This is a genomic window from Flavobacterium cheonanense, from assembly GCF_039539185.1.
In the GTDB taxonomy this organism is placed as follows: Bacteria; Bacteroidota; Bacteroidia; order Flavobacteriales; family Flavobacteriaceae; genus Flavobacterium; species Flavobacterium cheonanense.
Window position 1 is genome coordinate 23,960 of record NZ_BAABCT010000012.1, and the last position, 13,972, is coordinate 37,931.

The 13,972-nt window shown below is 30.8% G+C and carries 16 protein-coding genes; all 16 read left to right on the forward strand.

Features of this window, described 5'->3' with window-relative positions; genetic code table 11:
* Window position 1: 1 nt before the first annotated feature.
* The 16 genes from ABD766_RS14315 (at window position 2) to ABD766_RS14390 (ending at window position 13,835) form a co-directional block, all read left to right on the forward strand.
* Window positions 2–1,069 carry a glycosyltransferase gene (locus tag ABD766_RS14315; RefSeq protein WP_344817328.1) on the forward strand — a complete coding sequence of 356 codons (1,068 nt, stop codon included), beginning with the start codon at window positions 2–4 and terminating at the stop codon, window positions 1,067–1,069.
* Window positions 1,066–2,004: a glycosyltransferase gene (locus ABD766_RS14320; protein WP_344817329.1), complete on the forward strand. Its 939-nt coding sequence runs from the start codon at window positions 1,066–1,068 to the stop codon at window positions 2,002–2,004. Before ABD766_RS14315 ends, ABD766_RS14320 begins: the two co-directional genes overlap by 4 nt.
* The gene (locus ABD766_RS14325; RefSeq protein ID WP_344817330.1) at window positions 1,994–3,142 is read left to right on the forward strand and encodes a glycosyltransferase family 4 protein; all 1,149 of its coding nucleotides are present in this window, start codon (window positions 1,994–1,996) and stop codon (window positions 3,140–3,142) included. Before ABD766_RS14320 ends, ABD766_RS14325 begins: the two co-directional genes overlap by 11 nt.
* Before the next feature lie 93 nt (window positions 3,143–3,235).
* Window positions 3,236–3,466, forward strand: coding sequence for an acyl carrier protein (locus ABD766_RS14330; protein WP_344817331.1), 231 nt, complete (start codon window positions 3,236–3,238; stop codon window positions 3,464–3,466).
* 21 nt (window positions 3,467–3,487) lie between these two features.
* Window positions 3,488–4,231: an SDR family NAD(P)-dependent oxidoreductase gene (locus ABD766_RS14335; RefSeq protein ID WP_344817332.1), complete on the forward strand. Its 744-nt coding sequence runs from the start codon at window positions 3,488–3,490 to the stop codon at window positions 4,229–4,231.
* 1 nt (window position 4,232) lies between these two features.
* On the forward strand, window positions 4,233–4,865 hold the full coding sequence (locus tag ABD766_RS14340) for a NeuD/PglB/VioB family sugar acetyltransferase (protein ID WP_344817333.1): 633 nt from the start codon (window positions 4,233–4,235) through the stop codon (window positions 4,863–4,865).
* 12 nt (window positions 4,866–4,877) lie between these two features.
* Window positions 4,878–5,864 carry a beta-ketoacyl-[acyl-carrier-protein] synthase family protein gene (locus tag ABD766_RS14345; protein WP_344817334.1) on the forward strand — a complete coding sequence of 329 codons (987 nt, stop codon included), beginning with the start codon at window positions 4,878–4,880 and terminating at the stop codon, window positions 5,862–5,864.
* Window positions 5,865–5,881: 17 nt separating this feature from the next.
* A complete protein-coding gene (locus ABD766_RS14350; protein WP_344817335.1) occupies window positions 5,882–6,955 on the forward strand; it encodes a ketoacyl-ACP synthase III in 1,074 nt (357 codons plus the stop codon).
* A gap of 73 nt (window positions 6,956–7,028) precedes the next feature.
* A complete protein-coding gene (locus ABD766_RS14355) occupies window positions 7,029–7,271 on the forward strand; it encodes a hypothetical protein (protein ID WP_344817336.1) in 243 nt (80 codons plus the stop codon).
* Window positions 7,272–7,275: 4 nt separating this feature from the next.
* On the forward strand, window positions 7,276–8,028 hold the full coding sequence (locus ABD766_RS14360; RefSeq protein ID WP_344817337.1) for an SDR family NAD(P)-dependent oxidoreductase: 753 nt from the start codon (window positions 7,276–7,278) through the stop codon (window positions 8,026–8,028).
* Window positions 8,029–8,032: 4 nt separating this feature from the next.
* Window positions 8,033–9,436 carry an AMP-binding protein gene (locus ABD766_RS14365; RefSeq protein ID WP_344817338.1) on the forward strand — a complete coding sequence of 468 codons (1,404 nt, stop codon included), beginning with the start codon at window positions 8,033–8,035 and terminating at the stop codon, window positions 9,434–9,436.
* A complete protein-coding gene (locus ABD766_RS14370) occupies window positions 9,420–10,058 on the forward strand; it encodes an MBL fold metallo-hydrolase (RefSeq protein WP_344817339.1) in 639 nt (212 codons plus the stop codon). The genes ABD766_RS14365 and ABD766_RS14370 overlap by 17 nt, the downstream gene beginning before the upstream one ends.
* 4 nt (window positions 10,059–10,062) lie before the next feature.
* A complete protein-coding gene (locus tag ABD766_RS14375; RefSeq protein ID WP_344817340.1) occupies window positions 10,063–10,782 on the forward strand; it encodes a sugar transferase in 720 nt (239 codons plus the stop codon).
* Complete coding sequence (locus ABD766_RS14380) at window positions 10,779–11,945, forward strand: LegC family aminotransferase (RefSeq protein WP_344817341.1); 1,167 nt, start codon at window positions 10,779–10,781, stop codon at window positions 11,943–11,945. Before ABD766_RS14375 ends, ABD766_RS14380 begins: the two co-directional genes overlap by 4 nt.
* On the forward strand, window positions 11,942–13,153 hold the full coding sequence (locus tag ABD766_RS14385; protein ID WP_425556587.1) for a polysaccharide biosynthesis protein: 1,212 nt from the start codon (window positions 11,942–11,944) through the stop codon (window positions 13,151–13,153). Before ABD766_RS14380 ends, ABD766_RS14385 begins: the two co-directional genes overlap by 4 nt.
* A 10-nt stretch (window positions 13,154–13,163) precedes the next feature.
* On the forward strand, window positions 13,164–13,835 hold the full coding sequence (locus ABD766_RS14390) for a sugar transferase (RefSeq protein WP_344817342.1): 672 nt from the start codon (window positions 13,164–13,166) through the stop codon (window positions 13,833–13,835).
* Window positions 13,836–13,972 lie beyond the last annotated feature (137 nt).

A 13,972-nucleotide genomic window follows, 5' to 3' on the forward strand; every position in this document is an offset into this window, starting at 1 on the left:
AATGAAAAAAGTACTAATAATTGCACCATCTAGAAAAATGGGTGGAATAGAGAGAGCATTATCCGTTTTGTCTAATGGATTTATAAAAAAAAACGTTAAAGTAACTTATGTTTCCTGTATAAATAGTATTCCTTTCTATGAATTAGATGCAGCTATCAATGTTAAAGAACCTAACTTTAAAAGAAGTGGAGGATTACTAAATAAAATACTTTTTTATCCTAGATTGCTTTTTTATTTAAGAAAGCAAATTAAAATTGAAAAGCCTAATAGCGTATTGTGTTTTGGTGATTTATTTAATCCACTTGCTCTCATGGCATCAAAAGGTTTAAAAGTACCTGTTTATATCTCAGATAGAACAAGTCCAGATTTCAAATTCCCAAAGCATATAAATTGGTTAAAGAAAATTTTCTATCCAAAGGCATCTGGATTTATAGCTCAAACGCAGAGGTCATTTGATTATAAAAGAAAAGAGTTTGGTGTAAATTTTAATCAAATAATAATACCCAATGCGATAAGAGAAATTAAAAAATATGATGTTGAAAAAGAAAAAATTATTTTTTATGCAGGACGCTTTTCTTGGGAAAAAAATCCTGAAGCATTAGTCAGAGCTTTTGCTCAAATTTCAGAAAAAGGAAATTGGAAATTAGTTATGGCTGGAGAAGGTCCTCAATTAAAGCTAATAAAAAACCTCACTGCGGAATTAAAAATTATTGAACAAGTACAATTTCTAGGAGCCATTTCCAATATTGATGAGTGGCTGTGTAGATCATCTATATTTGTTTTACCTTCTGTGCTAGAGGGGTTTCCTAATGCCTTGTGCGAGGCTATGTCTGCAGGATTGCCAGTAGTTTGTTTTGATAGTATTCCTTATGAATCTCTATTTGAACGTGGCGTATCTGGTGAAGTGGTACCTTTAGGAGACATCGAAGGATTGTCTGAATCACTTCAAAAATTAATGGCAGACAAAACACTAAGAGAACAGTTTAGTAAAGAAGCATCACAAAGAGCAAGAAATTGGAAAAAAGATGTAATTGTAGATAAATACATGGAATTCCTAAAATTGTCATGAACATTTTATATAAAATTTATTATTCGCTGCCTCACGATACAAGATTTGGTATTGTATCCAAAATTATTAATAGAGTTGCCGCAAAAGTTGTGAAGCGCTGTTATGACAACATACTACCGTCTTATTTTGAAAAAACTGCAAAAACTGCAGGTATAGGAATAAATAAAACAGAAGAAAGAGAGCGAAAATATATTGTATCGCTTACTAGTTTTCCTGCTAGAATAAATGATGTTTGGATTTCTATTGAGACCATTTTAAGACAATCCTATAAACCCGATATGGTTTTACTTTGGCTATCAAGTGACCAATTTAAGGACGAAAAGTTGCCTCAAAATTTATTGAATTTACAAGATAGAGGCTTGACCATTAAATTTATAAAAGAGGATTTAAGATCACATAAAAAATACCTCTATGCACTTGAAGAGTTTCCTAATGATTATATAATTACATTAGATGATGATTTATATTATGAAAAGGATTTAATTTTAAATTTAGTAGCGTTGAAAAGTAAATATCCTAATTGTGTACCAACCAATAGAGCTCATAAATTAAAAATTAATTTTGGTAAAGTTGAACCATACAAAAAATGGTTGCATAACAGTATCGATAAAAAACCTTCTAATTTAATAGTTCAAACTGGAGGTTATGGAACTCTATACAGTAAAAGTGATCTTTACAAAGATTTTAATGATATTGAAAAAATTAAAGAATTGGCACCTCAAGCAGACGATTTATGGATGAAAATAATGGTGTTATTAGGTAGTAAAAAATTGGTAACAAATAGTAAATATAATAAAGATCCCTTGGTAGTTAAAGGCACGCAAAGTGTGAAATTGGTTACCCAAAATGTAATTAATGGCGGAAATGACGCCCAATTAAAAAACATGATAGCTTTTTACAACATTACCGAAAACCATTTTCAAGATGAAATCTAAAAAACTAATTGTAGGTATCACTGCAGAAGGCTCTGTAAATTTATTACTAGGTCAATTAGCTTATTTTAAATCACTTGGCTATGAAACTTATCTTTTAGCTCCGTATAGCGAACGATCTGCAAATTTTTGTAAAAAGGAAGGTTGCAACCATCTTATTATAAATATAGAAAGAGAAATATCTTTATGGAAAGATTTGAAAACTTTACTAAAAATAATTAGAATTTTTAAAGAAGTAAAACCAGATATAATAAATCTAGGAACTCCTAAAGTAGCTCTTTTAGGAATGATTGCAGGAAAAATTTTAGGTATAAAAAACAGAATCTATACTTGTAGAGGCTTTCGATTTGAACATGAGAGAGGAGTAAAGAGAAGGATTTTAATTGCTATGGAAAAGATAACTTCTTTTTGTGCACATCAAGTTATCTGCATCAGTAATTCAGTGCAGAAATTAGGAATTGAAGCCGATATTTTTCCCAAGAAAAAGTCTAATGTTATAAATAAAGGAAGCAGTAATGGGGTAAATCTTGAGTTATTCAACCCTTTAAATCAATTATACATAGATAAGAAACAAGAGATTGTTGATAAATATAACTTGAAAGATAAATTTGTTTATGGCTTTTTAGGAAGAATAGTAGACAGAAAAGGAATTAATGAACTTTATAATGTTTTCTGTAAAATTTATGAAGAGAATTCAAACACTAGATTGCTTTTAGTTGGTCCTTTTGAGACAGATCAAATTGCTGACAAAACCTTGATAGAAAAAATAAATAATCACCCAGCAATAATTAATGTAGGTCGTGTTTTACAAGACGAAGTGCCTCCATATATTTTGACGTTAGATGTTTTTGTTTTACCAGCATGGTGGGAAGGTTTTGGAAATGTTCTGGTGCAAGCAGCTGCAATGGGAATTCCTGTTATAAGTACCACTGGAACAGGAACAATTGACGCCGTTTCTGATAACTTCAATGGAATTTTAGTCAGTCCAAAAGCCGAGAAGGAACTTGAATTCGCAATGAAACATTTGCTATTAAACAAAGAAATCACAATCCAATATGGTGAAAATGGTTTAGAGTGGTCCAGAAATTTTGAAAGAACAATAATTTGGAAAGGCATCAACCAACTCTACACAAAAAGATAGAAGGTAACGGGTAAGAATTAAATATTTGAAAAAGTTTTATTCTATAACAATGCAAAAATAATATATTAATAATAAAAACACACACACACAATCATGGAACAAAAATTTATTGAATTATTCAAAGAAGTTTTAGAAGTGGAAGATCAGGATATTAATTTAACTGACAAATTTAGAGATTTTGACAATTGGGATTCATTAACAAATTTATCTCTTATCGCTATGATAGATGATGATTTTGGTGTTCATATACAACATAGCGATTTTAAAAATCTTTCAACAATTGCCGATCTTATAGAAACTATCAAAGCAAAAAATAAATCATAATTACCAAGAGTTTTATAATTTATGAAAACAATTTTTAGTCTTTCCAATAAGAATATTTTAGTAACTGGTGCGTCTTCTGGTATAGGAAGAGCAATTGCGATCGAGAATTCTAAACAAGGAGCAAATATAATTGGGACAGCAAGAAATAAAGAGAAATTATTAGAGACTAAAGAAATGCTTAGTGAGGGTAAACATCTGTTTATAGATGCTGACTTGAGTGATGAGGCTAGCCTAGACATGCTTGTTGAACAACTTCCTTTGCTTGATGGAATAGTTTTAAACGCTGGAATTGTAAAAACGATGCCGGTAAAATATATAAAAAAGAATGTTTTAGATTACATGTTTAATGTAAACATTCAAAGTTCAATTTTATTAATACAGAAATTATTAAAAAATAAAAAAATTAACTCCGGAGGTTCTATTTGTTTTATATCATCAGTTGCAACTCAAAAAGCTACTTTAGGAAATGCAATGTATATAGCAACAAAAGGCGCAGTAAATTCTTTTGCGAAAGCTTTGGCACTTGAATTATCTCCCAAACAAATTAGAGTGAATGCAATAATGCCAGGATTTGTAGAAACAAATATTTTGGAGGAAAATAATATTAGTGAGGAGCAATTAGAAACACACAAAAAAAATTATCCAATAGGTAGATTCGGAAAACCAGAAGATGTTGCACATCTTTCAATCTACTTAATGTCTGATGAATCCAAATGGATGACAGGGAGTTCAATAGTAATTGACGGAGGCTTTTCAATAAAATAAAATGAAAAATTTAATAATTATAGGTGCAGGTGGACTGGCTCGAGAAATATATGATTTAGCCAAAATATGTTCTAAAAATGAAACTCTATTCAAAATAAAAGGATTTTTAAGTAAGGATGATACTGGAATAGAGGCCATGGGATATCCAAAAATTTTATCGAATGTTATTGATTACTCAGTTGAAGAAAACGATTGTTTTTTTTGTGCTATTGGAGATGTAATTGTTAGAAAACGAGTTGTTGAAACCATAATTTCTAAGGGTGGTGAGTTCATCAATTTAATTCATCCAACAGCAATAGTTTCACCTAGTGTAAAACTAGGTATAGGGATTGGTATAAAAAGTCACTGCGTGATTTCTAGCGATGTCGAAATAGATAGTTTTTCTTTTTTGCAGAGTTCGGTTATCATGGGACACGATGTGAAAATCGGAAAATTTTGTCAGATAAACTCTTTTGCTTTTTTTGCGGGTTATGTGAAAATAAACAATAATGCTACAATTAACGCCGGAGCAAAATTGCTACAAAACGTTGTTGTTGAAGAACAAGCTATCGTAGGAATGGGTAGTGTAGTAATTTCTAAAGTAAAAGCTGGAACTACAGTATTCGGAAATCCTGCCAAAAGAATCAATTTTTAAAAAAGTTCTCACATGGTAAAATTTGAACATAAATCAATAAAAATAAATGCTATCGCTACTGCTTTACCATCTAACGAATCTAAACATTCATTAAGAGAACAAACTAGTTCCGACTTAGGATATGAAGCAGCACTTAAAATAATTAATGAACATAATATTGACATTAACACTATTGGGATAGTACTTTTTATTTCTAAAACCTCTGATTATCGCGGACCGGCTACTGCTCTAGTTTTACATCACCGACTGCAATTACCTATTGATTGTTTAGCTTTTGATACTCCTATTGGTGCTTGTGGTTTTGAAACAGCTTTAAATATTGGATCTGCCTTATTAACAACAAATAATACAAAATTTGCATTATGCATTTTTGGAGATACTACATCCAAACAACTTTCTGATAATGATTATTTGCAAAACGAAATAGTTGATGGTTCATCTGCAATGCTCCTTGAAAAATTAGATTCTGATGAATTATTTAAAATAGAGAATTTAACATTGAGTAGTCATTGGCAAAAATATGTTATTCCATCAGGTGGATTTAGAACAAGTAACTTATTTGACAATCTAATTAACAAAAGAGGTTGTCAATCTAAAGAAAATCTTCACATCGATTTTTTAGCGATTGATACCGAATTAAAAACAAAAATAACCAATATTATCTCTGATAAGTTAAAGGAAAATTCTGTAAAACCTGTTGTTTTAATTAATTCATGGAATAGAAATATTGCACTTGCAGTAAAGGAAATAGGTATACTAAATAATTTAACTTGTTATTTTATTGATACTAATCAATACGCTTTTTCTGCTTCTATTCCTTTGCTGCTTGAAAAAAATTTTGAAAACGGAACTCAAGAAATTATTGATGTCATGACCATAAGTTTTGGAGAAGGATTATCAATGATGATATCAGAGTTCAAGATAGAAAAATCAGCAATAATAAAAACTATTGCAACAAATAATTTTTTTGATAATGGCTTTGTGACACATGAAATGTAAAAATCAAAACAAAAGACATGATTTTAAGTAAAATAAATAAAATTAAAATTTCTGGAGTTTCTGTTGCATTACCAACTAAGCTATTAGAAAGCCAATCCTATTATAGTCAGTTTGGTAAAGAAAACGTAGATAAATTTATTGAAATGACTGGTGTTGGTAGCGTTTGTCGTTCCGTTCCTGAGCAAACCGCTTCAGATTTAGGTTATTTATCTGCAAAACGACTTATAAATGAAAGAAATATAGACGTCTCTGAAATAGGCTTATTAATTTTTGTAAGTCAGAAGCCCGATTATCGAACACCTGCTTCTTCCTATATCATCCATGAACGATTGAATCTTAGCGAAAATTGTATGTGTTTTGATATCAATCTAGCATGTTCAGGATTTCTTTTTGGATTACAAACTGCAATGAGTCTTCTAAATTCATCCAATTCTAAAAAAGCATTATTAATTACCGCTGATACTTCTGTAAAAACAATTTCTGAACATGACAGAACAATGATAATGCTCTTTGGAGATAGTGGCTCTACTTTATTATTAGAAAAAACAGATGAAACTATGCAAACAAGTTTTGGTGTTCGTTCTGATGGAAATAGGTTTAAAAGCATTATAACTCCTTCAGGCGCATACCGTAATCTTAACGCTTCTGATGAATCTGTTAGCTGGAGCGATGGAATAATAAGGTCCGACTATAACACCCATATGAAAGGAATGGAAGTATTTGGATTTTCAATTTCAGATGTTCCAAAGTTAATTTCAGATTTTTTGATAGAAATTAACAAGACTCCTGAAAACTTTGATCATTTTGTTTTACATCAAGCAAACCTTTATATCTTAAAGCAATTATCTAGAAAAAATAAAATCCCTATGGAGAAAATTCCTATTTCTTTGGACAGATATGGAAATAATAGCAGTAATTCTATTCCTCTTGTTTTGGCAGATCATTTTTCCGCCACAGAAAACCTTACAATGAGTTTGTTTTTTAGCGGATTTGGAGCTGGTTTATCATGGGCGTGTGCAGATGTAGTAATTAATACAAATGCAATTTTACCGATTTTATTTACAGATGAATATGATTTAAGGTACAACTAGACGATGTACTGTGTATGTAATTAAATTAATAATAAAATGACTTTTGGTCAATTACTTTCAAAAATAAATAAATATGAAAAATTTAGAGAATTACAAAACTGTTTTTAAGGATGTATTTGAAGTTGAAGATGAGGTGCTTAATGACACATTTTCTTCAACTAATGTTGATAATTGGGACTCAATTACGCAACTTCATTTGGTAACATCAATAGAAGATATGTTTGATGTTATTTTAGATACAGAAGATATCCTTGATTTTAAATCATTTGAAAAGGGGAAAATAATTTTAAAAAAATATGATATAGTATTGGAATAATAGTATGGAAGAACGATTGTTGGAAAATAAAATTTGTCTTGTAACTGGTGCTTCCAAAGGAATTGGAAAGGCTATAGCAACAATGTTGGCAAAGAAAGGTGCAATTGTATATGCAGTAGCACGAGAAATAGATCACTTAGAAGATTGGGCTATAGAATTATCAAACAGCTATAATACAAGGGTAATTCCCTTGTGTTTTGATGTAACCGATTATGAAATCGTAAAAAAACAAATCCTAGAAATAAAAACAAAAGAAGGTCAAATAGATGTGCTAGTTAACAACGCCGGTATGGTGACTTATGAAATGATTCCAATGATTAATATGAATCAATTTAAGCAAATGTGGGAAGTAAACGTCACATCGGTATTATTTTTAACTCAGCTTGTTTCACGAATTATGTCTCGACAAAAAAAAGGTTCAATAATAAATATTTCAAGTTTGGTAGGCGAAAAAGGGGCTTCTGGTCAAACCGCTTATGCAACAACTAAAGGCGCAGTCATTGCCTTAACAAAATCTGCTGCCAAAGAATTGGCACCGCTAGGAATTAGGGTTAATGCTATAGCTCCAGGAATGGTAGCAACAGATCGTTTTTTAAATGAAATGGAATCAAGATTTAAAAATAAAACAGATGCTATTGGTATGGGAAGGTTAGCTGAACCAGATGAAATTGCTGAACTGAGCGTTTTTTTAGCATCTGATGCATCTGCCTATATCACAGGACAAATAATTGGAATTGATGGTAGTATAGTTTTTTAATTTTATGAAATATTTTTATAATTTCCAACAACATAATCAGGAACAAATTGCTCTACTAGATGAGCAAAATCTTTCGCTAACTTACGGTGAGTTATCCAGTTTTATTAATTCTGTAAAGGATTTAATTCCTACTAGATCACTGGTTTTTCATTTTTCTGAGAATTCCGTACCATCTGTAGCACTTTATTTAGCATGTTTATCAAATCGAGCTGTACCAGTATTATTAAATCCTCTAACAAATCGAGACTTAATAGATAACTTGTTAAATAATTACCAGCCACAATATTTAATAATTCCCCAAAAAATTTGGAGTTGGTTTAATACAGCAGTGGTTTATGAGTACAAAAATTATAGAATTATAGAATATTCTCAAACCAAAATAACACTGTTTGAAGACTTAGCTTTATTACTACCAACATCTGGTTCTACTGGAAGTCCTAAAATGGTTCGTCACAGTTATCAAAATATAAGCACAAGCGCATCAAATGTAGCTTCGTTTTTTCAATTAAATCAAAATGATCGTCCTGTAGTTTTATTACCAATGTATTATACGATGGGTCTGTCTGTCATAAATAGTCATTTAGAAGCAGGAGCCACACTATTACTTTTTAATGGTAGTTTGACAGATATTTCATTTTGGAATATGCTTAAAAGTGAATCACCAACAAGTATAACAGGTGTTCCTTATACTTTTGAAATTCTTAAAAAATTACGTTTTTTTAAAATGAACTTCCCTACTTTGAAATTAATCACTCAAGGTGGAGGAAAGATGTCTGAAGATTTATTACAAGATTGTATTCAATATGCAAAAGATAATAATCTAAAGTTTATTCCAACTTATGGTCAAACTGAAGGAACAGCTCGAATGGCTTTCCTTAATAGTGGCGAAGTGGAAAGAAAAAAAGGAAGTATTGGAAAAGCAATTCCAAACGGAAAACTAACTGTTATTGATGATCAAGGGATAATTACCAACGATGGCGAGGCGACTGGTGAAATGGTTTTTCAAGGACCAAATGTAACACTTGGTTATGCCGAAAATATTTTAGATTTAAATAAAGGAGATGAACGCAAAGGATACCTCCAAACTGGCGATATAGTTAGAAGAGACAATGAGGGATTTTATTTTATAATAGGCCGAAAATCAAGATTTTTAAAATTATTTGGTTTGCGAGTTTCCTTAGACGAACTCGAATTATTGATTAAAGATAACTTTCATATAGAATGTGTTTGTAAAGGAAATGATTCTATTATGAATGTTTACTTAACTAACGACAGCCTTTTGTCAGAAGTAAAAGAATTTATAATTCAAAAAACTGGCTTGTATCACAAATGTATTACAGTTAAATACATTGTTGAGTTTCCTAGAAACGAAACAGGAAAAATATTATTGAATGCAATTGAAGATTGATAGATTAATAAATCCTTACAAAGAATCAAATACTTACTTGTTATCTATTGATGATAAAAGCGTTGTAATGATTGATTTAGGCAATTATCCAACCGATTTGCTTATTCAATATTTAAAAAAAAATAATAAGCAATTAGTAGCAGTTTTTTTAACTCACGAGCATTCCGATCATTGTTCTGGAATTAATGAACTGGCAACTTTTCATGATTTTGATTTGTATTGTTCTGAAGCTTGTGCAATAAATATTGAAAATGAAAAGCAGAATCTATCTTGTTATATTCAAGATATAAAACCTTTTAAAATCCTTCAAAAAAAGCGAAAAGTATACGATGGAGAATTGATACAACTTGGAGACTTTACATTTGAGATAATGATTACTCCCGGACATAGTCCAGGAGGAATTTCAATTTTTGTAAAAAACTTTGTTTTTACAGGAGACACTATTTTAGAGAAAGGAAAGCCTTATTTAGCATTTCCTCATAGTAACAAAAGTGATTATCTTAACTCAATTACTAAATTATTAAATCGAATACAAAACGAAACCATACTTCCTGGACATGGCGATGATTTTCAAATGACAGATAGCATTAGAAAAAAATTAAAATTAACACCAGAGCATTAGAAAAATGAATAGTAATTACCTTTATCTAAAACGTTTTTTTGATTTCTTATTTGCACTAATCGGAATATTATCATTAATGCCTGTTTTTATTCCGATAATTATTCTATTAAAGTTTACTGCGGAGGGAGAAATATTTTACAGACAAGAGAGAATTGGAAAATCCATGAAGTCGTTCTATATTTTGAAATTTGCAACCATGCTAAAAAATAGTTCTAAAATCGGACATGGTAGTTTAACGGTTAGAAATGATCCAAGAATTACAAAAGCAGGAATATGGTTACGAAGGTCAAAAATTAACGAACTGCCACAATTGTGGAATGTTTTAATTGGTGACATGTCGTTTATTGGTCCAAGACCATTACTCTTAAAAGGAATTGGAATGTACAGTGAAGAAGCTCGTTCAAAGATAGTTTCAACAAAACCAGGAATTACAGGAATTGGTTCTCTAATATTTAGAGATGAAGAAAAATTAGTTACCATTTATAGCGAAAAAGGATATGATTCAAAACAATATTATCAATTGTATATATTTCCTTTCAAAGGACAGTTGGAAAGCTGGTATATCACTCGTCAATCATTTTTATTAGATTTTAAAATTCTATTTGCAACATTTTGGTCAGTGCTTACAAATCAAATCAACTTTGCTTTTCGATTATTCCCTTCTTTACCAAGTCGTCCAGAAATACTTACACAAAATTACTTATTAAAACTAAAAAAAATATGATTCCTTTATCAGTACCACAACTTGCAGGAAACGAATGGAAGTATGTGAAAGACTGCCTAGATACTGGCTGGATTTCTTCTGCCGGTTCCTATGTAAGTCAATTTGAACAGCTTGTAGCCGATTATGCTGGTGTTAAATATGGCGTAGCTTGTATGAATGGCACTGTCGGTTTGCACATTGCTCAAATTCTTTCGGGAGTAACATCTGAAGACCACGTTATTGCTCCCAACATCACTTTTATCGCTACATTAAATGCAATAAAATATACAGGTGCATCTCCTATTTTGATTGATGTTGATCCTCAAAATTGGCAAATGGATTTGGAACTTTTAGAGTCATTTTTACAAGAGAATGTTGTATTTAAAGAGGTTGAAGGTAAAATATATTCTTTCAACAAAGAGACCAATAAACGCATCAAAGCAATAATGCCAGTTCATGTGCTAGGAAACATTGGTGATATGGAACAATTACAAGAAATTGCAACTTCCTATCATATAGATATTATAGAGGATAGCACTGAAGCACTTGGTTCCCTATATAAGGGCAAACATGCTGGGAGTTTTGGAAAGTTTGGGGTGTTTAGTTTTAATGGAAATAAAATTATTTCAACAGGTGGAGGTGGAGTTATTGTAACAAACGATGAAGCGTTAGCCCAAAAGGCAAAGCATTTAACAACTCAAGCAAAAGTTAGTACAATGGAATATCTTCACGATGAGGTTGGATATAACTATAGGTTGGTAAATGTCTTAGCTGCCATTGGTGTTGCACAAATGGAGCAATTTCCAATACTATTAGAAAATAAAAAAAGAATGGATAGCTATTATCGTTCAGAGCTTTCAGGAATCGGTGATATTGAATTTCAGATGGTTTTGCCGTGCGTAGAGGCTAATTGCTGGTTATTTACTTTTAAAACTAAGTACATGCGTTTACTTTTAGATTATTTGAATTTAAACGATATTCAATCTCGTCCTTTTTGGGTGCCAATGAATCAATTAGAAATGTTTGAAGACGATATTTATGTTACTAAAAGTAACAATTCTCTTGAAATCTATAACACTTCCATAAGTATTCCAAGTTCGGCAGGAATAACTAAAGCAGAAATGGCTAGAGTTGTTCAAACAATAAAAACATTTTACTCAAGAATTTATATCACAAAAAAATGAATATTATAGACATTCCAAAGTTTATTAAGGAATACATTACAAGAAGACCAACAAGTTTATTTGCTTCAGATATTGAAAAATACAAACTGCAATTAACTGAAAAAATTAAAGGCAAAAATGTTTTAGTTATTGGAGGCGCTGGAACGATAGGTTCATCATACATCAAAGCAATCTTAGAATTCAAACCAGCTAAATTAGTAGTTGTAGATACGAATGAAAATGGCTTAACCGAATTAACTAGAGATTTAAGAAGTACACCAAACCAATATGTTCCTGAGGAGTACATTACCTATCCAATGAGTTTTGGCGACCCAGTTTTTGAAAAAATGTTTTTGACGCATGGTCCTTTTAATATTGTTGCCAATTTTGCAGCACACAAACACGTTAGAAGTGAAAAAGATCAGTTTTCAATTGAGGCAATGATAGAAAATAATGTATTTAAAGCCAAAGCGTTTCTAGATTTGTTATTAAAACATAAACCGGAACATTTCTTTTGTGTTTCAACAGATAAAGCCGCAAATCCGGTAAATGTTATGGGAGCTTCCAAAAAATTAATGGAAGAAGTAATCATGGCATATAGTTCTGAAATTCAAATTACAACGGCAAGATTTGCAAACGTTGCTTTTTCTAATGGCTCTCTATTGGCTGGTTATATCGAACGACTTTTCAAAAATCAACCCATATCTTGTCCTTCTGATGTAAAACGATTTTTTGTATCTCCTGAAGAAAGTGGCCAAATTTGTATGTTAGCGTGCATGCTTGGTGAGAGTGGTGAAATATTCTTTCCAAAATTAGAGGAAGAAGAACAAGCTTTTTTTAAAACAATTACTTTAGATTTTTTTAAAGCTTCTAATCGAGATATTCAACTTTGTCATTCAGATGAAGAAGCTAGAGATTTAGCTCATCAATTGGATGAAAGCAAACCTTATCCTGTTTACTTTTTCGATTCAGACACTTCCGGCGAAAAATTGTATGAAGAGTTTTATACAGAAATAGATGAAATAGAAATGGAACAATTTGAAAGTTTAGGCGTGATAAAAAATGCTCGAAAACTTCCTATTTCAAAAATTGAAGATTGTGTCGCGGATCTAAAAAACACTATGAATCTAGGAAAATATGATAAACAATCTATAGTTGATAGCTTAAAAAAATATTTACCCGATTTTCAGCACATTGAAACAGGAAAAGGGTTAGACCAAAAAATGTAAATAGTAAAAAATGTATTTAATATTCAAACGTACTTGCGACATTTTATTGTCATCCATATTGCTCCTTATTCTATCGCCTTTACTGATTCCAATAGTTATTGGGCTAAAATTAACTGGTGAAGGTTACATTTTTTACAAACAAGAAAGAGTAGGTTTTAAGAACCAAATTTTTTCTATTTTAAAATTTGCCACCATGCTAAAAGATAGCCCGAATATGGCAGGAGGAATTATGACAACAAAAAAAGATCCAAGAATAACTCCAATGGGAGGATTTTTGCGTAAAAGTAAAATAAATGAATTACCTCAATTAATCAATATTCTTCTTGGTGATATGAGTTTTGTTGGACCAAGACCAGTTATGTCAATAAGTTTTAATACTTATCCTGACAATGTTAAGAAAGTTATCTATAATGTAAAACCAGGATTAACGGGTATCGGATCAATTGTTTTTAGAGATGAAGAACAATTGATTTCTGCTATTAAGGAAAAAGGATTGGATACATGGGATTTTTACTCTAATAAATTATATCCTTTTAAAGGTAAATTAGAAATTTGGTACCAAAACAAACAAAATTTTATAGTTGATTTTAATATAATCATAATAACAGCTTGGGTAATTTTAAACTCTAAAAGTAATTTAGTATATAAAATTTTTAAATCTCTACCTAAAAGAGATTTTTAATTAAAAACGAATAATAATATGTGTGGAATTGTAGGTTATATTGGATATCGTGAAGCATATCCTATTGTTATAAAAGGATTAAAGCGATTAGAATACCGTGGCTATGATAGTGCTGGTGTTATGCTTTATGACGGAAC

What these genes read in the sequence shown, in the direction of transcription:
- ABD766_RS14355 (WP_344817336.1), top strand. Translation starts at nt 7,029, where the DNA reads ATGAAAAATTTAGAGAATTACAAAACTGTTTTTAAGGATGTATTTGAA.
- ABD766_RS14335 (WP_344817332.1), top strand. Translation starts at nt 3,488, where the DNA reads ATGAAAACAATTTTTAGTCTTTCCAATAAGAATATTTTAGTAACTGGT.
- ABD766_RS14320 (WP_344817329.1), top strand. Translation starts at nt 1,066, where the DNA reads ATGAACATTTTATATAAAATTTATTATTCGCTGCCTCACGATACAAGA.
- ABD766_RS14360 (WP_344817337.1), top strand. Translation starts at nt 7,276, where the DNA reads ATGGAAGAACGATTGTTGGAAAATAAAATTTGTCTTGTAACTGGTGCT.
- ABD766_RS14375 (WP_344817340.1), top strand. Translation starts at nt 10,063, where the DNA reads ATGAATAGTAATTACCTTTATCTAAAACGTTTTTTTGATTTCTTATTT.
- ABD766_RS14330 (WP_344817331.1), top strand. Translation starts at nt 3,236, where the DNA reads ATGGAACAAAAATTTATTGAATTATTCAAAGAAGTTTTAGAAGTGGAA.
- ABD766_RS14340 (WP_344817333.1), top strand. Translation starts at nt 4,233, where the DNA reads ATGAAAAATTTAATAATTATAGGTGCAGGTGGACTGGCTCGAGAAATA.
- ABD766_RS14370 (WP_344817339.1), top strand. Translation starts at nt 9,420, where the DNA reads ATGCAATTGAAGATTGATAGATTAATAAATCCTTACAAAGAATCAAAT.
- ABD766_RS14390 (WP_344817342.1), top strand. Translation starts at nt 13,164, where the DNA reads ATGTATTTAATATTCAAACGTACTTGCGACATTTTATTGTCATCCATA.
- ABD766_RS14315 (WP_344817328.1), top strand. Translation starts at nt 2, where the DNA reads ATGAAAAAAGTACTAATAATTGCACCATCTAGAAAAATGGGTGGAATA.
- ABD766_RS14325 (WP_344817330.1), top strand. Translation starts at nt 1,994, where the DNA reads ATGAAATCTAAAAAACTAATTGTAGGTATCACTGCAGAAGGCTCTGTA.
- ABD766_RS14350 (WP_344817335.1), top strand. Translation starts at nt 5,882, where the DNA reads ATGATTTTAAGTAAAATAAATAAAATTAAAATTTCTGGAGTTTCTGTT.
- ABD766_RS14385 (WP_425556587.1), top strand. Translation starts at nt 11,942, where the DNA reads ATGAATATTATAGACATTCCAAAGTTTATTAAGGAATACATTACAAGA.
- ABD766_RS14345 (WP_344817334.1), top strand. Translation starts at nt 4,878, where the DNA reads ATGGTAAAATTTGAACATAAATCAATAAAAATAAATGCTATCGCTACT.
- ABD766_RS14380 (WP_344817341.1), top strand. Translation starts at nt 10,779, where the DNA reads ATGATTCCTTTATCAGTACCACAACTTGCAGGAAACGAATGGAAGTAT.
- ABD766_RS14365 (WP_344817338.1), top strand. Translation starts at nt 8,033, where the DNA reads ATGAAATATTTTTATAATTTCCAACAACATAATCAGGAACAAATTGCT.